This window comes from Steroidobacter flavus (genome assembly GCF_042651805.1).
Classification (GTDB): domain Bacteria; phylum Pseudomonadota; class Gammaproteobacteria; order Steroidobacterales; family Steroidobacteraceae; genus Steroidobacter; species Steroidobacter flavus.
In genome coordinates, this window is the sequence record NZ_JBHSDU010000015.1 from 24,457 (window position 1) to 48,492 (window position 24,036).

Sequence of the window (24,036 nt, forward strand, 5' to 3'; positions counted from 1 at the left end):
ATTACAAGTAAAGCGAACGCGCTATTGGCGCGGTAGCGCGTACGCGACGATGTAGCTGCCATTCTTTGGGGTGAATACCGCATTCGCGCCAGACGCGATCACCACAAACTGGCGGCTGCTTTGCGGCGACATGTAAGTCATAGGAGTCGCGTTTCCGCCAGCGGGTAGCTTGGCCTCCCATAGCAATCTGCCGGTCACAGTGTTGTAGGCACGCAGGTAACGATCCAACGCCGCCCCAATGAAGACGACGCCGCTCTGCGTGGCGACGGCGCCGCCACTACTCGGGGTACCAATCGTAAACGGCAACCCAAGGGCCATGCCCATCGGCCCCAGCTCACGTGCCGTTCCAAGGGGCTGCGTCCAAATGAGTTTTCCGGTTTTCAGATCCACTGCACTCAGGCGTCCATACGGTGGCCGAGTGCACGGCACTTCGAGCGGCGACCAGAATGGCGGTTGAAGGACGCCATAAGGCGTGCCGTTCTGAACCCATCGCCAAAACGTGGCGAACGTGGCCCGCCCGGCATGACCGTCGGTTCGGCTCGTGTGCTGACGAAGGCCGAGTTGATTGGCCTCTGACCGCATGACTAGGCGTACGTAATTGGGAAGATTGTTCGAGTTGACGATCACGATGTCTCGTGCCGTATCCACCGCCACACCACCCCACACCATGCCACCCAAGACACTGGGCATTTGAATCGAAGGGGTGAGACCCGGAGGCGTGAGCGTCCCCTCATAGCGGGCTTCACGAAACTTGATGCGACACCACAGCTGGTCGACCGGGGTGAGCCCCCACATATCGCGTTCAACGAGGTCTGCGCCACGAAACGAAGGCAGGCCGACCGAGAAGGGCTGAGTGGGAGAGAGATACTCTTCCGTGACCTTGCCACGCTGTGGCGCTGGGAGCTCCTCGACGGGATACAGCGGTTCACCGGTTGCGCGATCGAGCACGAACAACTCTCCCCGCTTGGTCGGCTGCACCAAGGCCCGGACGGTCCGCTCGCCCATTCGGAAATCCACCAAAGTCGGTTGTGAGGCGACGTCGTAGTCCCAGAGATCGTGGTGTACCGTCTGGAATGACCAGCGTAGTTTGCCGGTGGCAGTATCGAGAGCCACGATGGAACTCGAGTACTGATCATCGAAGGCGCGCCGATAGCCACCGAAAAAATCAGACCCGGTGGCATTGCCGAGGGGCGCGTAGATGAGCCCAGCCTCCTCATCTACGCTCATGGGTGCCCAGGAGTTTGGGGTCGAGCGCGTGTAGGTCTCGCCCTCCGGAGGCTCGCCGTTGTGGTCAGGACGCCCGAGATCCCAAGCCCACGCGGACTTTCCCGTGCTCGCATCAAAGGCGCGAATGACGCCCGAGGGCTCTTCGGGCCAATGTTGATTGTCGAAAACCCAACCGCCGACCACGATCTTGCCATTCGCAATGGTCGGTGCCGAGGTGACGTAGTAATAGGTCTCAGGCACTTCTCCCAGGCCCGGCAACAGTGAAACTTCTCCGTCGATGCCGAAATCGGCGCATCGTTGACCCGTGTGCGCATCGAGCGCAAACAAACTGGTGGCGATGGAAGCCGTGATGATCCGCTCAGCACAGAGACCGCTCGCGCCCGGCACCCGGTAGTAGGCCACGCCCCGACAACCATGTGGTTTGGCCCTCGTGGCGGGTCGGAAGCCCCAGAGTTCCCGGCCGGTCTCCGCATCCAACGCCACCACGCTGTTCTCGTTGGTGCACAAATAGAGCGCTCGACCGACCATCAGCGGTGTAGCTTCGAAGCCCCTGCTCGAATCGATTCGATAGCGCCATGCGATTTGCAAGCGCGCGACATTCTCTGGCGTGATCTGACCTGCAGTGCTGAAGCGCGTTCCAGCGGCGTCGTTGCCGTAGTGAGACCAATCGCCAACAGCTGCAACGGCCGGAATGACATTTCCATCGTCGAGTTTGATCGTTCCAGCCTGATAGAGGGGATCCGGCGGCGTCAGCGGCGGAACGACGGCACGCGTCGAGATCCCGACAATCAGAGCGATCACCACGGCAAGCAGGCTCTTCGGCACGCCCCACGGTGCAGAGTGCGATAGGAGTGCGCTTCGCGTCGCTGGCAGCCACAGCACGAGACTCAGCACCGTTGGCAGCAACAGCCGAGGCAACAGCGCCCAGGCATCGAAGCCCACTTCCCACACCGCCCAGGTAAGCGTCAAAAGAACGGTCACAAAATACATTCGCGCGCCTTCGCCGCGACGGCGCCAGAGCAAAATGCCGCTCACGGCAAACGCCATCCCTACGAACAGGTAATAGATCGTGCCTCCGAGAATGACTAAATATCCACCACCGAGCATGAGCGCGACAGCGATCAGAAGAATGATGATTGCGCACGGTCTCAGGACAACGGTTCCCAGGGCCATGAGATGGCGGGATTCTTCTACAGTCGTCCTGAGACGCTCAGTTGAGGCAAGGGGGCGCAGTTCTTGTTGCATTACTTCGTGAACTTCGTGCTGGTGACTGGCTCGCAACGCTTCCGAGCACGCTCGATCGCATAAATGGACTTTTCGACGCCTGACCGTGCCAAGGCGAGGCGCGCCTCCGTGGGCTGCACGTCCTTGGGGATAGAAGCCAAGAGGGCGTCGCTACGGTCCCTCAGGATCTGCTCATATTCGGGATGCGTCAGGATGTATAGATCGTTGTCGCGCATCCCGCGCAACACGAACCTCCCCGCTTCCAGCGGATCCATGGCGCGCTCCGGATCGTGTCGCAGCGCGCGCTCCTTGTCCTGCGCATCTTTATCGGCCTTGACGCCCGTATCGGCGAGCTCGCTCGGCCGATTGCGGCTCGACTCCTGAATGTTTGAGATCACCATGCCTGGGCAAAACGCCGACACGCCAATGTTCGAATCGGCGAGCTCGGCACGTAACGCCTCCATGAGCCCCAGCACGGCGTACTTCGTGGCCGAATAGATCCCAGAATTCGCCCCCGTGAAGAGGCCTAGAATCGAAGAGGTCGTGATGATCTGCCCTCCCTCTCCGTGCGAGCGAATGTGCGGCAAGCAGCTGTGGATGCCATTGAACACGCCATCGAGATTGACGCTCATCTGGAAATCCCAGTCGTCGAAGGTCGCCTGGCTCAATGGCATGTGCTGAACGACGCCGGCGTTGTTGACGAGTACGTGCAGCTTTCCGAATACCTCGAGGACCTCCTCCGCCGCCTTCGCCATGGCCGGTCGGTCGGTAACGTCCACACGGATGGCATGCACCCGCACTGCGGCCTGGCCGAATCCTTTCATCGCCTCCTCGAGGTGCTTGTCCGAGCGATAGCCGATCCCAACCTTCATGCCCGCATCAGCAAAGGCACGCGCGATGCCCAGCCCGATGCCGCTCGAGCCACCGGTGATGAAGGCCACCTTGCCCTCGATCTTCTCCATTGGCCTCTTGATGGACGGACAGCCCGCCACCGAACGAGAGTTTGTTTCGTTCGCCGTAGCGTCTGGAACGCACGACACCGTCATCGCTGTGGCGGAGGAAAGAGCGAGACCGGTATGGGTGATGAAACGCCGCCGCGCCAATCCCAATGGAGGTAGTTCTTTCATCGTTCTCTCCTGTCGCTCAGCATGGCCGCTTTCTCGATACTTCGAGCAATCGCCGCGCTCCGTCATCGGAACTTCAAAACGACGTTACCGCCATGGGAATCCATTCCGGCGCTCACCCAAAGCGTTTTGCCATCCCAGGCATAGCGGCTGGCCGGCAGAATCTTGCCGTCGACGGCAATGCTCTCCAGTTTCTGGCGTGCCCCGTCGAGCTCGATCACAGGGTTCACTAGGTATCCCGAGGGTTTCAGTGCGATCTCTACAACAGGCGCTTCGACGATGAGTCGCAGCGCTCGGCGCTCGGGGACATACGATGGGAAATCGATCCGTCCACCCGTGACCTTCACTGACGGTGGAGACGAGAAACTGTTCGTCCATTTCAGCAGCTCAGAATCTGGTAGATCGGTCTTACCGATCAGCCAAGCGCGCCGCTGGATCGTCATCTGCCGTGCGACGCCAGTTGCATCGATCATCATCGATGTGCCCGTGGACAAGGGCTCAGGCTCCGTGAGATCCATCAAACTGACATGACTGGGGCTCGAATAGATCCGATCACTGATCGCCCCACCTGTCATGGCACCTCGCCCGAGAGGCCAGTGATCTCCCCAGTAGGCGGGCGCCACGAGTTGCCCGCGATCTCTAAAAGGCGCGAAGGCGAGCAGGCTTCCAGAGGCGTGTGGGCTGAAATAGACCGCAGTCGCCGAATCCTCGGGATGATCAATGATGCGAAACATCACGGGCGTCGCAGGATAAGAGATCTTGAGCAAACTGCGGTTGATCCCATCGAGATCGGCAGGCGAGATCTTGCGGCCTGCTCCTTCTTGATAGCGCAAACTCTGGGCGAGAATCCGCTCGACAGGATGATACGCCTTCCCCGTTGTCTCTTTCGGGAACGGAATGTCCATCGGACCATAGCTGCCCGGTTCGACCGGAAAGGTGACTCGTCGCTTCTCGCCGTTCGAGAACAGCAGTTCCACCGCGGGATGCGGCAGCACCTCGAGTGGAAATGCCCCTTGCGGCGTGAGTAGGATGAACTCCGAAAACGCGTAGTCTTGCGGTCGCGCGCTCACCAAGGTGACCACGCGGGTGCCGAATCCATCCGGGTAGAAATAGAAATCCTCGGTCACCTCATCCCCCACGCTTCGGTAGTGCACGTCCACCGACTGGTAGGTCCAGCGCACATGGATTCGCGCCGGGGTAGACTCCAGGATGCTCACCCGCCCAAAACGCAGTTCCTTGTCCTGAAGCGGCTCGACCGCGTCTTCAAATCCCGGCGGCGGTATCGTTTCCGCCCATTGATAGCTCACACCGGTGTTGTAACTGCTCGCCCAAAATGGCGCGTAGCTCGCTCCGCGCCAAAACACGAAGCGGGCGCCATTGGGCAAGAAGACGACGATGTCTTTGAGCGCAGCATTCCAGCCTCGCTCATAGTCGATTGAGGAATAGGTGTCGCTCTTCGCGTTCTTGACCGATATCGGCGCGCCATAGCGCAACTTCGTTTCGACTGCCGCGAAGGAAGGCCATTGAGGCGCTTGCGCCACCACCATCGTGGGAATAGCCTTCGTCCACAGCACACGGCCACGCTCAGTGAGACTCACTTGCAGCACGGTGCGATCGGCCGTGGAAGTCAACGGGAGCATCAGACTGCGTGCGCGCCGCTCACCTTTTCTAAGTGAGAGTCGAGTCTCTACAGACTTTCCTCCGTCAAATCCTGCGCGCAGATGTGCTTCCGGGATGTCACGTCCCGTGGAAATGACCGCAAAGTCTATGACGGCCTTCTGTCCTGCGACGAGGAGCAGCCCTTCGTGAGGCACGAGGATCGAGCCGAGATCCACCGGGTTGATGCGTCGGTCCGCGCGTACGCGCGCCTGAGCGTCAATCGCTGGCAACTCGATCGGCTGGCGCACTAACTCCTGAAGCCTTCCGTTGCCGATGCATCGAGCACCGAGGCCGATCTCATCGGGACGCGATGACAGCATCGCCTCCGCATAAGAAATTGATCGATCCCGCTCATTCGCGTTGGGTTGAACCGGATGGAGGAGTTGACGCTCCACCTCGCGCCCGCCGCGATAAGCAACGACGAAGTATTCGCGCGCTGGCAGATCGTGCCCCGTCAGTTCGATCTGCACGACCAGCGGCGCGCCCACCCGCTCGAGTCCAAACGGGGGGCGCCAAGGGTGACCGGAGTCGACCCACAACCGTGGAGCAACCGCAGTACCACACACCGCGGGCACTTCCGCTACAGATCCTCCCCGCCCCACTCCCTCATCCACGTGCCCCCAAGCAATCGAGCTACTTGCAAAGCTCAACAGGAGCGGTGCGCCCCAAGTCGTCCGCAAGATGTTCAGCAACACGTGACTCCAGCCGCAGTGACCAACAGGAATGTGCGAAGTTCGCAGCCGGTCACTTCACCGACTTTGCATGCGCCGAGCGAGCACACCGACTGCGCTGGAGTTCGACGCCGTAGATCGAATCTCGCCGCATACGCTTGGCCCACTCGACCTGAGTCTCGTTGGGATGCACATCCTGTGGTAGCGCCGCCAAGAGTGCTTCATTTCTCTCGCGAATATTTTCCTTGAACTCGGGGCTCGTCAGAATGTAGAGGTCATTGTTACGCATCCCTCGCAACACGAACCGACCGGCTTCGAGTTTATCGAGAGCGATCTGACTTCCATCCAATCCGGCGGTCCGAAATGTGTCTCTTTTCCTGATGTCGTCCGCTTTGCCGGGATCCACGCTCGCGTCTTTCAAACCAGTCTTCACTGGCCCCGCACAGTAGATGGATACTCCGATATTGGTCCCGGCAAGCTCCACACGCAGCGCCTCCATCATGCCAATGAGCGCGAACTTCGAGACGTAGTAGGCCCCATGCACTGGGATCGTCACCCAAAGTCCTCCTAAGGATGCTGTTGCAATGATCTGGCCCCCCTCGCCGTGGGCTCGAATGTGCGGCAAAAAAGCGCGTAAACCGTTGAACGCACCATCGACGTTGACGTTCATCACCAAATTCCAATCCTCATAGTCGGTATCCACGAGCGTCGGCATGGTCACTACGCCTGCATTGTTGGCCAGCACGTGCACCTTACCAAATACCTTGACAGTCTCGGCAGCGGCTTGCTCCATCTGTTTACGATCGGTTACATCGACCTTGACCGCATGCACACGGTCACCTGCGACCGCGAGGAACTTCATGGCCTCCTGCAGGTGCGAAGTGGTCCGGTATCCGATCGCAACCTTCATGCCAGCATCGAGAAATGCCCGCGCGATACCCAACCCGATGCCACTCGATCCGCCGGTGATGAATGCCACCTTCCCAGCAACGTCTTTCATGGGAACCTTGACATCTGGGCACTCAGCCGCCGCTGTATCCTCCAGTCCCTGACGCGTTTCTGCTTCGGAAAGATTGAGCAACCCCGCCGCAGCGGACGCACCAGCGGCGGAGAAAACGGCGCGCTGCAGAAATCGCCGACGCGAGCCTGCATATTGGGTCAGCGCGCCCTTGGTTTTGCCTTCATCGTTCGACACGCATGACTCCTTAAGTATCCAAACTAGTTTGCAATCGAGGTTGAGGCAAGTTAGGGAGCTCAGTTGCCTTCAGTGTTCGTGATCAGGGGATCTGCGCCAGCATCGGCCCGCGTGTACCTAGCGCACTCAACCGAAGAGTCAGCGCCTCCGCTGTACGAAGAGATCAAGCGCCACGCACAGGGATGCGCTGGCTTGTTGATTCATCCCCTAGGAAAGGCGTGCACTGGCGCACGATCGCCCTTGCGCTTACCCATCTAGCACCGCAGCCAAACACTAACCCGCGAAATAGTCGCCGACGTGACGACCAAGCAGTCTTGCCGTGCGCAATCTGAACATGAAGAACGCGTTCATCATACCTTCCGCATTTCCATTGGCAGTGCACTCATGTACCCGGTCGCCATCATGTTCCTGATGCATGGTGATGTTTCCGATAGATCGGTCAGACGGCATCGCCAGACCCAGCAGAAACCGGATGCCTAGCAAGGACCGTCTTTCGCAATCCTGGAAGAGGGCGGGGACGCTCCGCACCCGACGTGACGGAAATATGTGCCCACGTGAGCTGTACGGTGACCCCTTCTAGCGGAGATCCAGAGGGCAATGCGGGAGCGTGCGGAACCGTTCGAGCACTTTGGGAGGGTCATCGCCGGCGAATCGAGGCCCGCAGCTGCCCTCAAACCTCCGGACGCGCCGATTCACGACGTGAACCACGACCTTCGGCATATCGCTTTAAGCTTTCTCTCTCTGGCGAGTGGAGCCATGCCCGATGCTGGTGTCGTCGTGGCGCAAGAATCGCAACTCGTGCTTCGGGGACGGTAGATGTTCTGTCTCCACTCGCGTTACTCATCACCTATGCGAATCCTTATGATCACCGGATCGTTCCCTCCCGTGAGATGTGGCGTGGGTACCTACACGAGCCAGTTAGGGCTCACCTGGGAGAGTGACGGAGACTCGACCGCCGCCTCTGAGCCGTAGAGCTTCAGGTCCATCTTCTTTTGAGCCTTCCTTCAATACCTCGGCGCCCCGCGTAGCGGGCGGTCTTCCTCCGTCTCCTCGCTGCCAATGGCACTCTTCAGTTCCATGCGAATCGTCGCCACGCTCACGGATTCATCTTCATCCGCCTCATAACCGGTCAGGACAGCGCAGTTGATCAGCAGTTCGACTACAAGCCGACCAAAAGAAGCGTCCGCACACTAGCTGCGACTCACTAGAACCACCCCAGAACAAATGAGCATGACTCCGACCAGGCGGAATGAGGTTACCTGCTCGCCGCCAACATAACCAACCGCCAACGTCGCAGCGAAGCCGAGTCCCACCAGCGGATATGCTTTACTCACATCCCACTGCGCGAGCACCGACAACCAGACGATCGCACCGAGCACGTACAACGCCAGGCCCATCACGATGTAGGGCTGAGACACCAAAGCCAGCAGCAACCGTGTCGACATCCCGACTGCTGATGCTGGATGACTAGACAACGATGACATCCCTGCTTTCAAAAGAAACTGTGCGGTAACCGACAGGCCGATGCTGAGTAACGCAAGTGCCCAAGTTCCCACGACGCCCCCCATATCAAGAAAACTGTGGCTAATGCCGCCCGCCAGACGGCTCAGAAAGCCGTCATCCTCGCCCAGATGGGTGACTTTTACTTCGATGGGGTGGGTCAGTATTGCTTCGGCGCTAACTTCTGGGGCAAATCCACCAAGTGCTGCTCACCCCGAAGCTCAAGACAAGTCCCAAACGCAGCGTGATCAGATAGAGGCTCGCACACCCGTTAATTCAGTCTGCCCTCTCTAACGCGCCCCGCTGAACGCCCCGTCGTCGTTACCACGCATTCATTTCACCCGAGGGATCGCTCTTCTGATCGGGCTCAGACCCTCGCAGAATACCCGACGTGGGCCGCGCTGTTTGAGCTGCGAATTGCTTCCCTAGACCCCACACGTAGGAGCTCATCGCCGTGAGATTCCAAGCCAGCCACAGAAGCACGCCAACGAGAGCGGCCAAGAACCAGTCCACTCCCCGATTGAACAAATAGCCCGCGAAAATCACGTTCGTTGCTGCGCCGATACTGCAGATCGTCATGAAATAGGCGAGCCCGGCAAACCATCGGATACCATGCTTTTGTCGGTCCCGATAAGTCACGACATTACTGATAGCGTAACTGATAGTCATACTGAGGGTGGCCGACAGCGCGCCGGCAGCGACGAAGCCTATCCCCAACACGCTATGCGCTAGCGCAAACATCGCAAGATGGCTTATTGCTAGGATCGCGCCGCTGGTCATCAGCGCCAGCAGTCGAACCGGAATGTAGCTTCCAATGGTCTTGTCCGCTAAGAGCATCATGAACTCCCAAGCAACTACGACCTCAAACTTACTATTGCCCGCCTGCCGTTCACCGAGTACAAACGGCAACTCCCGCAGCCGAAGAGGACGACGCACGGTCATCAGGATATCCAACAAGATCTTGAAACTGAGGCCCGATAGCCCAGCGGCCGCCTCATCGAAGACTTCCCGACGCATGCCAAAGAAGTTGCTCATCGGGTCTTTCAGATCTGCCGACAGTACCCAGCGACCGATCAGCGTAGCAGCTCGACTTATCCGGTAACGTCGCTTAGACCAAGCACCGCACCCCCCTCCCTCGATGTAGCGACTGCCAATGACAACGTCCGCTTCATCATCCATCAAGAGGCGAAACATCTCGTTCAAGATAGCCGGATCGTGCTGGAGGTCACAATCCATAACCACCAAATAGGGCGCACTGGACGCCAACATTCCTTCAATGCAAGCGGTAGATAGGCCTCTGCGGCCAATTCGATGCACGCACCGTACTCGCGATTCACTGTGACTGATCCGGCGAACCTTGGTGGCGGTGCCGTCTGGAGAGTTGTCGTCGACGAAGATCACTTCCCATTCGATATCTTTTAGAACATCGATCAATTCACTGACCAAGCGCCCAACGTTGTCTACTTCGTTGAACGTCGGCACGATGATGGCAAGTATCGGACCGCTGTGTGACACGCCTGATTCTCCACAAGCAATTGTGGCGACACCGCACCGACCTGGCTGATCATTTCCACCCGCCAGCTCTAGTATCAGACAACATCACACGGACCATGAGGTCAATCGACTTATTCAGTAATCGGCGATCAGCCCGTGCACGCCGCGCGCCTTTGGGCTCTATGGCCTCCCGCTCAAACTAGTCAGTTCGGTGATTTCTCGATATCTAGCCACTCTAACGCCAACTACCCAATCTCCGTTACTCACCCTGCAACCCAGCCGCGAAAGTGACGTTTAACGAAACCCCTAGCGCAGCGCGCGCGATCTTCTCCAACTCCGCCTCCGCCCCAATCAAGTGAATCGTCCGATGCATGTGGTCGATGCTAGCCCCTGGCTCGAGCGCAGCGGCGGCCGACGAGGACTCCATCTCATAGAACGGACCAAAAGTTTCTGCGCCGGGCGTGGTTGGCCCGTCATTGTAGCTGTTGATGGCATCGCCCGCGTAAGGCTCCTCCTGTTGTCGCCAGACGGACTTCACATAGTCCGTCTGTCCCGAGTGTTGAGTGAAGTTAACGATCGTCAGCACACGATGCTTTGGATCATAGCTTCCAAACTTTCCCAGACTACGGCGAGGGCTAATTCCAATCTTACTTTGATATCCCGCATCAACCAGAAAATACACGGCGTCTCTGGTAATCTTCAGCCTGTCTGACTTCAATGGGCCGAAATAGTCAGGCGCCACTTCGTTGCCAAGCTCAGCGCTATTCCCCGCCTTGATGGGCGCCATGAAAACTGCCGAAGGCGATGATGGATGCATCCCCGCAATCCAGATTGACAGCAATCCGCTACCCTTCCTCCACGGCTCTGTCCCGACATTCGTCAGCTTGTTGTGCGACTCGAAGGCCACGACAGAGACTTGGCTCGACGGCGCTAACCCTAAATACCTCCAGGCGACTCCAGTATTCAACAAACGCACTTCTCGCTGAACCTCGACCTGGAAATTCGTGCCGCTGTAGTTCGAGAGGGCAAATGTCGAGCGGAATGTCACCCGATCCCTCGCTCGACTTGTGACCTCGAAAGGCAATGAATCAAGCGGTGCTGGCACCTGCCAGTTATCCCAGCCGAATCCTTTATCCTTCCCATGAAATATGGAGAACTGACCGCCCTCTGGCCCCAACCAGAACCGCTCTTCTCCACCAAAGACATTCATGTGCGGCACGAGCGTCCCCGTCGCAATGTGCTTGTGATTGATCCAACCAAGACTGCGGCCGCCATCTCCTTGAGCAGTGCTTGTCATTACACGCCCCTGCCACGCGGGAGCCAATACTACTTTCCCCTGCCCGGTCGCATCACTCAGCACGATCGTCTGGGTATGTCGCTCCAAGAACGCCAGATCTTCGCCAAAAGTCGCGGCCAGCACCGTCTCGGAATGACTGTGCGAGTTCGGATCCTGTAACTGATCCGCACTACAGGCAGCACACATGGCTATCAACAGCATTCCCCCAATGACGTTTGCCTTCACAACAATTCTCCGGGTCTGATGCTCGGTTCCGAACCGCCCCTGAACGGTTAGGTACCGGAGTAGATAAGACCGACTTTAGACCTAGACTCACCCCTCGAAAAAGCGGCCGCGATCAAGAAGCACTCATACGCAGGGCAGCACCTCCGGCACCTTCACCACTTCCCGTCCGACACGCCAATAACGCCGACCATGTTGCGGCATAGGTAATAGCTGGCCTCAAGATCCGTGCTTTCGGCTGATTTTAACGGCCACTCGCGCATCTACTTCCACAGAAAGCCAAAGATCTGCTCTTCGCTGCATCGCTCCTTCACCGGCCAACCTCCGTCTGGCGGTCAGGCTCTAAACCACCGCGCGACTTTGACTGCGGGCGTCGGTCGAACAACACATCGGTGGACACGTGCACGTCCCGCACCACCACAGCTGGAGCAACTCTGCCTAGCCCTCGCGGACACATGAGGCCACTGCTATAAAACCTATAGGAATCTCTGAAACGCGGAACGCAAGCCGTCAAGGCCGAGCGACTTCCGTCCAGCGAGCGATTAATTTCACCTGTCAACGGACTATGAAACATTACGCCCCCCTTCACTAACCTGAGCGATCACTGCCACCCAGTCCGTTATATCTGAACGACGCAAGGAGCAATGCATGCACGTGACGGTAGTTGGCGCAGGCTATACCGGCTTAACCGCCGCATACGAGCTCGCAAAGCAAGGAGCAAGAGTAACGCTGCTCGAGGCCGATGGCGAGGTTGGAGGGCTTGCTTCTAGCTTTGACGTGGGGAATACAAAGCTCGACCGGTTCTATCACATACTCTTCACCAACGATCATGAACTTCTTCGGCTATTGAGCGAGCTGGGCCTAAAGGACAGATTGATCAACAATCCAACGAATGCCGCGATCTACTATGCGAACAATTTCTTCAAACTCTCGAGCCCTTTTGATCTACTAAGATTCAAGGCACTGAGTCCGCTTGATCGGCTGCGCTTAGGGCTTCTCATCTTTCGTGCACGTCGCGTGCGCGATTGGACGCAACTTGAGGGGATGACCGCGCAAGATTGGCTTCGCCAACTTGGCGGCGAAAACGTGTACCGTGTCGTCTGGCAACCCCTGCTGAAAGGCAAGTTTGGCGAATATGCCGAGCAAATCTCAGCGGTTTGGTTCTGGAACAAGCTCAAACTACGATCAAGCAGCCGCGGGGGGCATGGGGAAGAGCGGTTCTCGTACATAAGAGGCGGATTTTCGGCTCTTTCCGAGGCTCTGGTGACAAGGATACGAGAGTTAGGCGGACGAGTGGAGCTCAATGCGCCGGTTTCGGCGATCGATCCCTATGGCTCACAATGGAGGGCGATAACGCCCACCGGGACTGTAACCTCCGACAAGATCATTGCGACAACGGCCCTGCCTCTAATCGCGCGGATGATTCGGCGCTGGTCCAGCCTGGACTATATTCAGTCGCTCGAAAGAATCCGATATCTAGGAAATGTGTGCCTAGTCCTGCAACTTGACCGCTCACTGACCAAGTCATACTGGCTCAACATAAATGACCCGAGCTTTCCCTTTGTTGCGCTCATTGAACATACAAATCTCGAGAGCCCCGATACTTACGGCGGCAAGCACATAGTCTATCTATCCAAGTACATGCGATCATCCGACCCGCTGTTTTCTGCTTCGGCTCGAGAATTTCTCGACTACGCATTTCCCTATCTGAAGGTGATGTTCCCCGAGATGGATCGCACTTGGATTTGCGATTGCCATGCGTGGCGAGCACAATGGTCTCAACCAGTCGTTGAAAAGAATTACAATCAACTAATTCCACTGGAGGATGGCCCCCGCGCCGGATTTCACGTCTGCTCAATGGCACAGATCTACCCCGAAGATCGGGGCACAAACTATGCGATTCGGTCGGCGCGACAACTGGTAGATAGGATCATGGCCACTCAGCGCGAGCCAGTTAACCGCACCGAAAACACCAGGACATCCCCAACATATCCAGGCAGGAGCACATAGCCGGTCGTTCGATGTACAAGCACTAAACCGTCACCTCCCTGCACCCTGCTGCGCCCTCTCCCACTGCTTCTCCGCTCCACTGACCTGCCGGGTGAATTTCGGCCCGGCTGAAGCTTCGTGAGATGATGACTCCTCGGGACAAGGGAGTGATGAGGAAGAGTCGATTTGCAGAACAACAGATGGTCGATGTGCTACGCAAGGCCAACCAATCGCCGATCGCTGAGGCGACCAAGAAGCAAGGCGTTAGCGACGCGACGATCTATGCCTGGCGCAGGCGCTTCGGACAGCTGGAGTCAGTCGATGTGAAGCGACTACGTCAAGTGGAGCACGAGGATTCCAAGTCCCACAATTTGCTCGCCGAACGCGACCTAGAGATCGACATAATGAAGGATGCCGCTGCAAGAGAATGGCGAGCGCACAAGTGCGTCGCAGGCAGGTCCGTTCGTGTGAACAAGGTGTGACGCAGCGACGAGCGTGTGCGCTGGTGTCTTTCTCCAGATCAACCCTTCGTTACAAATTTGAGTTGGTAAGCGAGACGCCCCCGTCGCTGCAGCTATGCGCCAGCTTTCGGCGGAACATCCACGGTATGGCTATCGCCGCATTCAGGTATCCCTACGCCGGCGCGGCGATGCGATGAGCGCGGACCGGACGCATCGGATCTGACGTCAGGATGGTCTGCATGTGCCGAGAAAACGGCCTCGCAAACACAACGTAGCCAGTCGGCCTCGGCCCCTGCCAGCGCTTGGCGCCAATGGTTCTGGGCCTATTGACTTCGTCTACGATATATACACCAACGGACCGCAGCTGAAGTGCCTCACAGGCATCGATGAGTACACACGCGAGTGCCTTGCAATCGACGTTGCCGGAAGCATTCGTTCGTCGCGTCATCGAGCCGCTCTCGAAGCTCGTGAGCACTCACGGAGCACCTAGTTACCTGAGACCCGACAATGTCCGATATTCGCTTTCAGAGCGGTTCTGCGCTAGCGACACAAGCAAACATCGATATGGCGAACATCGATGCATGCAAGCCGTGGCAGAATGCCTCAAACCGATCGTTCACGGAAAGTTCAGAGACGAGTATCTGAGCATGCAGTAGTTGAAGAACCTCACGAAGACCTTGATCCAAAATTTCCGACGCGAGTACAACTATATTCGTCCACACTTGGGTCTCTGGCAACTGAAGCCACACCAGTTCAGACAAGTACTTTCAGCAACAAACCCGATAGCTGTGCCCCGCTAACCCGGCTCCGTTGATAGTTTCCTTCATTCGGCGTTGAAGTTTGTAGGCTTTAGCAATGAGCTCTAACCTTCCCGTCTCGCAATCTAACCTTGCATTCATATCTCTACTGCTCGCCGTCACGTTCTTTGCTTTGCTCTCTCGAATGGGAGATCTCTCCTATTTGGCGGACAACTTGATCGCGGACGATGGTAACTTTCTTAAGCACGCACACAACTTAGGGATGCAATCGTTGTGGATGACGACCACTGGCTATCACTTGCTATCGCAAAGAGTAATGTGCCTCCTAGCCGTCCACCTGCCGTCGGCAGCCACGCCATACGTGCTTTTTGTTGGCACCGCAACCGCCATCTGCTCCGTAGCTATCGTACTCTCTAGGCGCGTCATTTTGGGGGGCCTAGACAAAACTTTAGCCGTTCTCTTTCTGTTTGCAATCCTCCTGCAGCCAAATCAAAGCAACCTTCTGCTCCACTTCAGCTCTATTCACTACATACTCGGCACTGCTCTTGCGATACATATATGCATCCCTCTGCAAAAACCTAGTTCTCGGTCAGAACTGACGTTTCTCGTATTCGCCTCTCTATCTGGACCATTCTCGACCCTGCTGCTACCAATTCTCTTTCTCCAGTACATCGTTCACAGGGACTTCTCGACGAGAAAGGCTACGTACATAATTCTTGTCATATGCGGGGTCATACAGGGCCTTTGTGTGGCTCAGTCCCGCATCAATCTTAAGACGCTGGACACCAGCGCTTCTGAAATCCGTCAGTTCATCCTTACGCTCTTGCAGTTCGGAGCACATGAAACATTTGTTTGCATACTTTCCGGTGCATTCTGGTCGATAGCCGTCACCTATTTTGTTAGATGGATCATCTGCGCGGATCTCCGCCGACGATCGCCCATGCAGCTCTCTCCACTTTGGGCCATCATGGCAGCTGTACTTCTAATCTCTGCTGCTGCCGTCACATATCGGATGATGTTACCGGTACTGACCCCACTTGATGTTGGCTCGCGATTTTTTCTCGCGCCGTACTCGCTTTTCTTCTACGCCGCGCTTGCCTGCACCGCACCTAGCAGAGTTGCGCACACGACCATGGCATGCCTCATAGTTGCCATATGTTCGGTCAGCTTTCTGCCCGTGGATCGCCGAGACCCCGCTTCGAACGGAGCGTTGCTATCAGTCGCTCACATACAGTGGGCGGCCTACACAAAGCTTCAAAAGGTGAGACCAGACACCGTAATTCCGATTAATCCAGTGTGGCCCGTCTACCCGCCGATCTGGAACGTGACATTGCCGGGGCCCCACAACCCGCCCCGCGCTGTCGCATTCATCCAACTGAACTCGCAGCGCACCCCACCAACGGCGACTGACACAGCGACGACAAAAGGTCCGCTAGTCTTTGATATCCGAGATTATTGCTCAGCAAACTCATATATTGCCGTGGAGGTTGACGCCTGGCGCTCCACGATGGGATGGGCGAGGATCTCTTGGGGAAGAGATGGGACTTTTGACAACACGCGATCACTGGAGAGATTCTACCTAGACGGCTCTGTGACGATGCAGTTTGCGTTTCGTCGCAATACCTCTGATCAGGTAATCAAGCTCGAACTATCAGAGGGTGTCGCGGACTCTGCAGCGCTACAGGCCCTGACATCCACGGCATACGTCGACACTCGAGAGTATTTAGCTCGCTCGAACGTGACCATAGGAAGCACCACCAGTCCCGGCGGCGACGTACGCGTCAGCAATGTTCGCTTGTTTTGTTTGGAATGACTGCTGTGCTCGACCTGCTGCAGTTCTTCGAATTCTACAGACTTCATCACGCAACGTCGAAATGACGTTTTCTCGCAAGGAAGTGACGTGAGTTTCTCATATTCTATTGGATTGACCGCAGCCGTCTGACTTTCGTGTTCTGATCATGCCATGACGCACAGGAATCGATATCCCAAGAAACAAGATATCCAGCGCCCTGCCCGAGACGCAGACCACTCCTGAGCCGAAGATCCCTCAAGGAATTGCTCGATCAGCGGATCATTCGTCCGATCACCCAGGGCGTGCTTGAGTAGATCTACCGCCTTTGAAGGAGGCTATCATTGAGCGGGGGATGAGCGCGGAGATGAGCACCTGGATCTACAAGCACGGCGAACTCAACTGGCCAGACCAATACCAACCAACTCAATGGCACCAGCGGCAAGACCGTGCTCACCGACGATGCCCCGGTCTATCGAGGTGTCGTGCAATCGTGAGGGCAGCTACTAGCCGCTGACCGCAGGCAAGCAACAGCGTCACTTCACCGACTTTGATCAAGAAATCACCGCCATGTACGCTCGTGGCATCAGGGCATCAGGTGAGCGAGATCCAATGTTATCTCGCGGAGATGTACGGCACCGAACTTTCGCCCGATTTCATCAGCAAACTCGCCGATGAGGTGATAGCTGAGATCGCCTGCTGGCAGGTCGGCGTTCAAGCCGATGTAGCCAATGGTGTTCTTCGATGCGCCGCGCCCAAAGATCCGCGACGACGCCATCGTTCGCAATGAGGCGGTCTATTTGGCGCTGGCGGTGCTGCCGGACGGCACACGCGACACGCTGCGCACCTGGATCGAGCAGACGGAGAGCGCCGAGTTCTGGCTCAAGGTCTCCGCCCGCAATGCGACCGCAATCAAGTTGCTCTGGCCACCTTCGTAATGTCAACGACGGCAGGTACGACTGACATTTCACCTCGACCTCCGTTCTGCATGTGAGCTGATCGCAGAACAACCCCGCGGGATTATGGTTGTTCACGCAGCCGACCGTCACTGGACAGCTTGGCATAGGAGCAAGACGGTTTTATCTTTAGCGAATCTACTCTGTCATTCGGTCACCAGATCGACCCGCTGTACATTGAATGCGTAGTACGGTTGCATTTTCTTCTGTCGTGTCATCCATCCCTCAACCCGCTTTCGATCTGGATTCGGGCTTGTCAACACTTCGTCAAAAAGGCTCCAGAGCTCTTTGCTGTTTGTCGATTGAAAGTCCGTCCAGACGAGCCAGAACGACTTGCCATCTGGCGCGATCCACTTTGGTGCGATCTGCGGCTCGTAGGCTCGCGCGTTGAGATCGCCACCGGGCGCCCAGGACACCTCCTCATGAACTTGTTCAAACGGCCCCCACGGATGCGGCGCCGTCCAGAATCCGAGATAGCTCGGATGGGGTGAGAACTCACCATTCGCCTGCTGCCCTCGCCCCCAGCGCGCGCCCCAGCTCGCCATAAGAAAGACACCCAGAGTCTCATTGTAGACAACGCTCGGTATCCACGAATGCGGATGGCTTCCGACCCATCCCCTAGGGAATGTATGAACAACGCGTCTCGCTAGAATGTCCTTCGTCCATCTTGCTTCACCATTGGCTTGCAATCCCTCGAAGAACTCATATTCACGCCGATCAAGGACTTTCAGCTTCGGTGTACGAACCAACACTAACTCATTAGCGGTTCCATCAACATTCCCGTTTTGGGCATAAAGATAGACGTAGCCATCGCGATTCGACTCGTAGTTCTTTCCCATTTGCAGAACGGATATCACGGAGAACGCACCCTGCGACTCTCCGAAAAATGTCATGTTGTCGCGCGACCTTTGCCCCCACGGTTCCCAGACAACGGGCGTCGAACCGTCACTGTTACACCATGTTCGTCCTTGATCTGGAGAGTAAATCAACTTGATGCCCGAGAACCATTCATTCGTAGGAATGCCTTCCCGAGGGCCACTGTTGGTACTCAAGAACTGATATATGTGCTCATCAATCGCCAGAGTTCCGAATGCGTAGTAGCGGGGGGAGGACGGTTCCGTCGCCAATCCTGTGAGATATGGATAGCCTGCTACATTCTCAAATCTCGCATCACTTGGCTCGCCTGAGATCATCCACATACGGCTGTTAAAGGGCATCGAGTTGTCATTCCAGCCTGCGCCGTCGCAGACCGATGTATACTGTCGATCATCCTTGGCCCAACTCATGTGATAGTTGTCACCATTACCACCTAGCCGAAGTATGGTCTCCTCGCGGCGTATGACCGATTTGATGCGCGAACCTGGTCTTCGAATTTTCCGCTGACGATCAAATTGGGCCTTCTGACTGGTCTCACGCGCCAACAGGCCGCACGGCGCGTTAGTGGCCGTCACAGCACCAAGCATTGCAATCTTCATCAAGCTTCGTCGAGTTACCATACTGTGATCTCATGAGTAACGCTTGCCCACGCCGATCCAGAGTTGTCCGTCTTGCACCGACGAGGCAATCAGCTCTTTTAATTGATCGGTCAACGGAGGCCAACGCCCCCCCAACAACATTGATCTCGGCACAACCACACCTTTACTGGCAACTGAGTTGACGCCTCCGATACCGCGCGAGCCGGGAGCGCGAAGTTCACTAAGATTTCTTACTCCGCGCCATCCAGAACGGGTTTCCACGGGAGCGTAAACACTTATTCCTTGCGAACGTGAGAGTCCGCGGGATCGTGAGCACTTAAATGGAGCGCGTGGAATGTTATTGGTGGTTGGTAGTTATCGAGACGCCAACTGTGCGCAATCTCACGGATGCATACTTCCGTGCGGAAGTGACCGCTGAACGCGTTGTACTGCAAGCCATCTGGGACGTTGGGCCTTATATTCGCCGCCACAACACCATCCGAGTTGCGCCGGGCCGCAACCGCTCTCGCTAGATGTGTGCGAAGCCACGCATGGCGACATTTGACGCCGCTTGCCTCTTTGCGTACAACCGCGCTTCGAGCTGCTCGTCGCCCAACTCCTGCACCAATGGCCAGGCAACGCCTGCAACGTACGCACGCGGCGAGCATTCCGTGACAGCGAATCGGGGAATCGACGGGCTAGCCGCAATCTTGTGAATGCTCAGACCGAGGTCGACCGCCAGGCGAAGCAGTTCCAGGATCTTCCGCATGGATGCCTTCTCTTGCGCCATCGAGGGGCGTATCGTCGGCCACGACAGGCTCGAGCTTCCAATGCCGGATTAGAGCCTCACACGTTGCGAGATTCGCGGCCCTAAACGTCGTCGCGTCTCGCATGGGTAATTGGTCGGGCCATCTTGGCCTTCGTCTTGGCCCGATACGGACAGGAGCGCGAGCCCAGGTCCTGCGCCAATGGCTGCGCAGCGCCTGCCTCCGCCGCACGCATTCCGTGACAGTGGATCGAGCAATCGACAGGCTCGCCGCGATCTTGTGGATGCTCAGGCGAAGATCGAACTTCAGTCGAAGCAGTTCGCGCATCTTCCGCATGGGTACCTACTCTTGCGCCATCGATCCCCGTCCCGTGACAAAAAAAGGAACACACGATAGCGGGCGGCTAACCCGGCGTTTTCCGTAGCTTCAGATCACCTCATGAGGCGGGCCGACATGCCGCGGAATCCCCGGCCGGCATCGCGCAGAATCAAGGGCCGGCATCAGGCGGAATACGCAAGCCCAGCATGCGGCAAAGCGCAGGAACTCGATCTTCTGAGCAGACTTCCCGGCGAGGGCACTCGTCGTCGATGATTACTGCCTTCACCTGATCAAAGATGCGCTTGACGGGTACGCACCGATGGCACGATCGCCTGTCGCGAGTAAAGACTTCATCCAGAACAAGTTTATCAACCCAGCAGGACGAGCAGCGTGCAACGTTTGCGCCACGGCGGTTATAGCTCTGCGAAGTCGACCTTCGCCTGCCGACCGACAGCAGTCTCAAATCTCACGACCAGATCAATCACAGCTGTGGGACGAACCTGCCGCACAAATTCCTTCTCCCACGTGTTGTCTCTCACGTAGCCTGCCGCACGGATCTCATCGTGCGATCGGTCGAAAACGTTCGATCTTGCGTTGCACCGGCGACCGCAGCTTTATCGATCCGATTCGTTGTCCATTTCTCCACTAATTGGCCAGTCACAATCAAGCGGTAGACCGTGCGTCAACTGACACCAGTGCACATGCCCTATCCGCCTTGCTCAGCCCACACTCCCGCTAATGACACGACAGCTCGCGTGGCTCCGATACCCTCCACGCGAGGCCTCCTCTGAGTAGCACTGGCGATCGGGACACCCGCCAACATGCGGGCAACACCAGACCTAGTGGCCCCCTTAGAGTTCAATCAGAGCTCCCAGTATCGCGCTGACTGAGACGCCTGCCACGCCTAACGAACAGCTCCGGATGTGATTTCTCAAAGCGACTTGAGAAACGAACAACCTGAAACCCATTGTCTAAACTCGTGAACCAGATCTCCTGCCCATTTCTGTGAAATCTGGGCATGACCGCCAATTGGTCCGCAGTGTAGTCCACCGCGCCCGCAGGACTCATCTGAGACCCCGGGCGAAGCAACGATCCCGGTCGATTCTCCTTTCGTCGTGCCGCAGGTTTGTAATAAGCGACTTCTTGGGGATGCACCGGGTTCCGAATATCGAAGAGTCGCAACCCGGCCTCAAAATAATTGCAAGCTAGAAGCCTGGCATCCTGGGGGTCGTCCACACCGCACCCAGAGCTTCCGTATCCGAATATTGCTGTCGGATCGCGAATCACCTTGGAGCAGTTCGCTGGATCCTGAACTTCGAGCATCAATTTCGAAACGGTACGCGGATGCCTCTCATCTGTTAGATCGATTATCCGCGGGTAGCCATATGTCGGTTTTCCAGAGCGACACACATCCGCCGCAACCGGGCGTGACATGCCGACTGAACCTTGTAGATCTGAGAAGACGACGTACGGTTTGCCGCCAATGACAATCGGCAGAACAAACTGCGCGAGGTGGGTGTCATCCCAAAATAGCGTGCTGATCAACTCGAATCGAGGCTCGGGCGTCCGCCGCTGAACGTCGCTCACGTCCAGGACGGCCAATCCATTCACGTGAGCAGATCGTTCCCGGTCATCCTGCAGGCGCTTGATGGCGACATAGGCGCGTGTTCCAGAACTGTTGAGCGCTACGTGGTGTGTCATCCAATTCTCGCTCTCGGGGATCCAGGCACCTAAGTATCGTGGCGCTGAAGCATCCGCTACGTCGACTGCAAACACACCGGCATGCGGCGGAACCTTCGGATCGGGCGGCCACTTGGCTCCATAATAGGTGCGGCCATCGCGCGTGAACTGGCCGGTATGCGAGTACATGTTCGGCAACGACACCTTACCCTTCAACACCGGCTGTCGACAGTCCACGGAGAGGTCATACAGCTCCAACGTGAATGGCGGCTTTGCTACCAGCGCCGAATTGCTAGCGAGCAGCAGTTGTCCAGCTTCGGACACTTCCAAGGTCTCAAAGGCATCGAGCATCACCGCGCTGTCCAAATGTCCCACACCGTGAGGCCGCGAGGGATCGGAGACGTCGAGAACCGCGACGCCTCCATGACGAAGCATCCGATTGACAGCAGTTGAGTAGTAAGCACAACCTTTGAAGTCTGCATAGCCGAAACTCGCGCCCTGATCATCAAATTGACCAACGAGCTCGAGATTGCAGTTGTACGCTTTCGAAGGGCCGGGAGCGAAACGCTCCGCGAGAGTCGTTTGTCCTTGGACGCTCTCGATTCTATCCGAGGGACCACAGGTAGCCTTCGGCACAGCGACAGACACTTCGCTTGCTGCTGAGCATTGCGCGATGGCAGAGAACCCGAGGACGGCGAGTACTCCACTCCAACTTGCCGACCAACGCGGGTCCATGCCGCGTCCCTTCACCGACTTCGACGAGCATCCTAAGCGCACGAAGCGCTGCACACGGGACTGGCAATCGTTTTCTGGAGTCGACACGCGTTCAGTTCCTGCGAATGTTCTCACGTCGGCACCGTGTGGCCCACTCACGGTGTATCCGAACGACTTGGATCTTTACTCTCAAATCCCCGGACACCCTAAATCCACGTAACCTCATGACTAGACCGCCCACACGCACACTGCATCCCCACTGAAAGGCGACGAAGGTACGTGAGCCCCCCGAAGCCCCAGCGACTAACTTCAAATCACGGACATCTCCAAGCACACGTGCAGCCATAGATACATGGGCGCTTTGAACATACCTCGTTCCCTCCACCTCAGTTGCCTAGCCGGATCAAGAAGACGCGACAAACCGCGTCCGAGACGCAGCCCGAATCATTCGAGCCGCGCAATACGGGCGCCCATCACTGCCATCAAGAGCCGATACCAATCCTCCCGACTCATCTCGAATGCGTCCGCCAAACAGTTTTCAATGACGTGCCTCGGCTCCCGGGTCCCAAAAACCGGAATGATCTTGGCGGGGTGGTGCAGTAGCCAAGCCAGTGCGACGACCCAGCGAGTCGTATTTCGAGACCGTGCAAACTGAGCGATGTATTGAGCCGCACTCTTGATGCTTGCTGCGGCATCATCCGGCGGACTCATGACATTCCCCCGAAGCGGCGAGTAGGCCTGTACGGAGATATCGTGCTGCCGACAATACTCGATGATTCCAGTGATTCGAACATTGCCGGCCAGACCATACGGCGCCTCCTCGATCAGGTCGGGACGCCCGAGCCCCAAATTGACTTGGTTTACGACCAAGGGTTGCACGACATCCTTCTTCAGGAGCTCGATCTGAGCCGCACCGTGATTACTCACGCCAAAGTAGCGCACTTTGCCCGCTCGGCTTAGATCGTCGAACGCCCGGGCCACTTCTTGAGGCTGTATCAGAGCGTCTGGATAGTGCAACAACAAGATGTCTAGATAGTCCGTGCCGAGTCGATCAAGGGTTCCCTCTGCTGATTTCACGATATTTTCATAGCTACAATCGAAGAACGATATCGGAGCACCGAATTTCCAATCGTTGGCCAACCCAACCCCGCACTTCGACTGAATGACGATTTTGTGCCGGAGCCCCGACGTTTGTTTCATGACCGCTCCGAGCGCCTGCTCCGCTTTACTCAGGCCGTACACGTCCGCCAGATCAAAAAAGGTGATGCCATTATCGTAAGCCGCATTGATCACCCTCGAGGCGTCGAGAACCTCATCACTGGAGAGCGGATCCTTATTCCACTCGAGCAGATAGGCACAGCCAAAGGCAATCCGCGACACCTCTAGATCAGTATGTGGAAGCCGATAGACGCTGACAGATCCACCGCTGCCGGGGGGGCGTGCCTCTGCGGGCATGTTGGCTGCGGCGAGCAGGCTCGCCGAGGCGGTTTGCATGATGAAAGTGCGACGAGTTGGCATGGCGCCTCCTGAACGAAGT

General features: G+C 57.0%; 13 protein-coding genes and 1 pseudogene. 3 read left to right on the forward strand and 11 right to left on the reverse strand.

The features are described 5' to 3' along the window. Positions 1-21: 21 nt before the first annotated feature. From ACFPN2_RS28085 to ACFPN2_RS28115, 7 genes are all read right to left on the reverse strand, one after another. The gene (locus ACFPN2_RS28085) at positions 22-2,400 is read right to left on the reverse strand and encodes a membrane-bound PQQ-dependent dehydrogenase, glucose/quinate/shikimate family (RefSeq protein WP_380602900.1); all 2,379 of its coding nucleotides are present in this window, start codon (positions 2,398-2,400) and stop codon (positions 22-24) included. Between the two features lie 71 nt (positions 2,401-2,471). Next, positions 2,472-3,413, reverse strand: a complete 942-nt coding sequence (locus ACFPN2_RS28090; RefSeq protein WP_380602901.1) for an SDR family oxidoreductase — start codon at positions 3,411-3,413, stop codon at positions 2,472-2,474. A gap of 227 nt (positions 3,414-3,640) precedes the next feature. Then, positions 3,641-5,704, reverse strand: a complete 2,064-nt coding sequence (locus ACFPN2_RS28095) for a hypothetical protein (RefSeq protein ID WP_380602903.1) — start codon at positions 5,702-5,704, stop codon at positions 3,641-3,643. A gap of 274 nt (positions 5,705-5,978) precedes the next feature. Next, positions 5,979-7,100, reverse strand: coding sequence for an SDR family oxidoreductase (locus tag ACFPN2_RS28100; RefSeq protein WP_380602905.1), 1,122 nt, complete (start codon positions 7,098-7,100; stop codon positions 5,979-5,981). A gap of 1,190 nt (positions 7,101-8,290) precedes the next feature. After that, on the reverse strand, positions 8,291-8,545 hold the full coding sequence (locus tag ACFPN2_RS28105) for a DMT family transporter (RefSeq protein WP_380602907.1): 255 nt from the start codon (positions 8,543-8,545) through the stop codon (positions 8,291-8,293). A gap of 376 nt (positions 8,546-8,921) precedes the next feature. Continuing rightward, entirely contained in the window at positions 8,922-10,115 is a 1,194-nt protein-coding gene (locus tag ACFPN2_RS28110; protein ID WP_380602908.1) for a glycosyltransferase, read from the reverse strand. A 238-nt stretch (positions 10,116-10,353) separates the two neighbouring features. Beyond that, positions 10,354-11,616, reverse strand: a complete 1,263-nt coding sequence (locus tag ACFPN2_RS28115) for a DUF6786 family protein (protein ID WP_380602910.1) — start codon at positions 11,614-11,616, stop codon at positions 10,354-10,356. 645 nt (positions 11,617-12,261) lie between these two features. On the opposite strand from ACFPN2_RS28115, the gene ACFPN2_RS28120 reads away from it, so the two are divergent. The 3 genes and pseudogenes from ACFPN2_RS28120 to ACFPN2_RS28130 all read left to right on the forward strand — a co-directional run bounded on the left by ACFPN2_RS28120 (position 12,262) and on the right by ACFPN2_RS28130 (position 17,548). Next, entirely contained in the window at positions 12,262-13,623 is a 1,362-nt protein-coding gene (locus ACFPN2_RS28120; protein ID WP_380602912.1) for an NAD(P)/FAD-dependent oxidoreductase, read from the forward strand. A 149-nt stretch (positions 13,624-13,772) separates the two neighbouring features. Continuing rightward, positions 13,773-14,863, forward strand: a pseudogene (locus ACFPN2_RS28125) (IS3 family transposase). Positions 14,864-17,341: 2,478 nt separating this feature from the next. Further along, a complete protein-coding gene (locus ACFPN2_RS28130; protein ID WP_380602914.1) occupies positions 17,342-17,548 on the forward strand; it encodes a transposase in 207 nt (68 codons plus the stop codon). A 164-nt stretch (positions 17,549-17,712) separates the two neighbouring features. Here the strand turns inward: ACFPN2_RS28130 and ACFPN2_RS28135 are convergent, their stop codons facing one another. From ACFPN2_RS28135 to ACFPN2_RS28150, 4 genes are all read right to left on the reverse strand, one after another. Then, positions 17,713-19,041: a hypothetical protein gene (locus tag ACFPN2_RS28135; RefSeq protein WP_380602916.1), complete on the reverse strand. Its 1,329-nt coding sequence runs from the start codon at positions 19,039-19,041 to the stop codon at positions 17,713-17,715. 508 nt (positions 19,042-19,549) lie between these two features. Next, positions 19,550-19,789, reverse strand: a complete 240-nt coding sequence (locus ACFPN2_RS28140) for a hypothetical protein (protein ID WP_380602918.1) — start codon at positions 19,787-19,789, stop codon at positions 19,550-19,552. 1,174 nt (positions 19,790-20,963) lie between these two features. Next, positions 20,964-22,607 (reverse strand): LVIVD repeat-containing protein, encoded by a 1,644-nt coding sequence (locus tag ACFPN2_RS28145; RefSeq protein WP_380602920.1) that lies wholly within the window; start codon positions 22,605-22,607, stop codon positions 20,964-20,966. A gap of 336 nt (positions 22,608-22,943) precedes the next feature. Further along, positions 22,944-24,017, reverse strand: coding sequence for an aldo/keto reductase (locus ACFPN2_RS28150; protein WP_380602922.1), 1,074 nt, complete (start codon positions 24,015-24,017; stop codon positions 22,944-22,946). Positions 24,018-24,036: the final 19 nt, after the last annotated feature.

Bases quoted from the DNA above. Each gene is read 5' to 3' on its own strand.
- ACFPN2_RS28120 (WP_380602912.1), top strand. From the start codon at position 12,262: ATGCACGTGACGGTAGTTGGCGCAGGCTATACCGGCTTAACCGCCGCA.
- ACFPN2_RS28135 (WP_380602916.1), bottom strand. From the start codon at position 19,041: ATGAAGATTGCAATGCTTGGTGCTGTGACGGCCACTAACGCGCCGTGC.
- ACFPN2_RS28085 (WP_380602900.1), bottom strand. From the start codon at position 2,400: ATGGCCCTGGGAACCGTTGTCCTGAGACCGTGCGCAATCATCATTCTT.
- ACFPN2_RS28150 (WP_380602922.1), bottom strand. From the start codon at position 24,017: ATGCCAACTCGTCGCACTTTCATCATGCAAACCGCCTCGGCGAGCCTG.
- ACFPN2_RS28090 (WP_380602901.1), bottom strand. From the start codon at position 3,413: ATGGAGAAGATCGAGGGCAAGGTGGCCTTCATCACCGGTGGCTCGAGC.
- ACFPN2_RS28130 (WP_380602914.1), top strand. From the start codon at position 17,342: ATGGTGTTCTTCGATGCGCCGCGCCCAAAGATCCGCGACGACGCCATC.
- ACFPN2_RS28105 (WP_380602907.1), bottom strand. From the start codon at position 8,545: ATGTCGACACGGTTGCTGCTGGCTTTGGTGTCTCAGCCCTACATCGTG.
- ACFPN2_RS28140 (WP_380602918.1), bottom strand. From the start codon at position 19,789: ATGCGGAAGATCCTGGAACTGCTTCGCCTGGCGGTCGACCTCGGTCTG.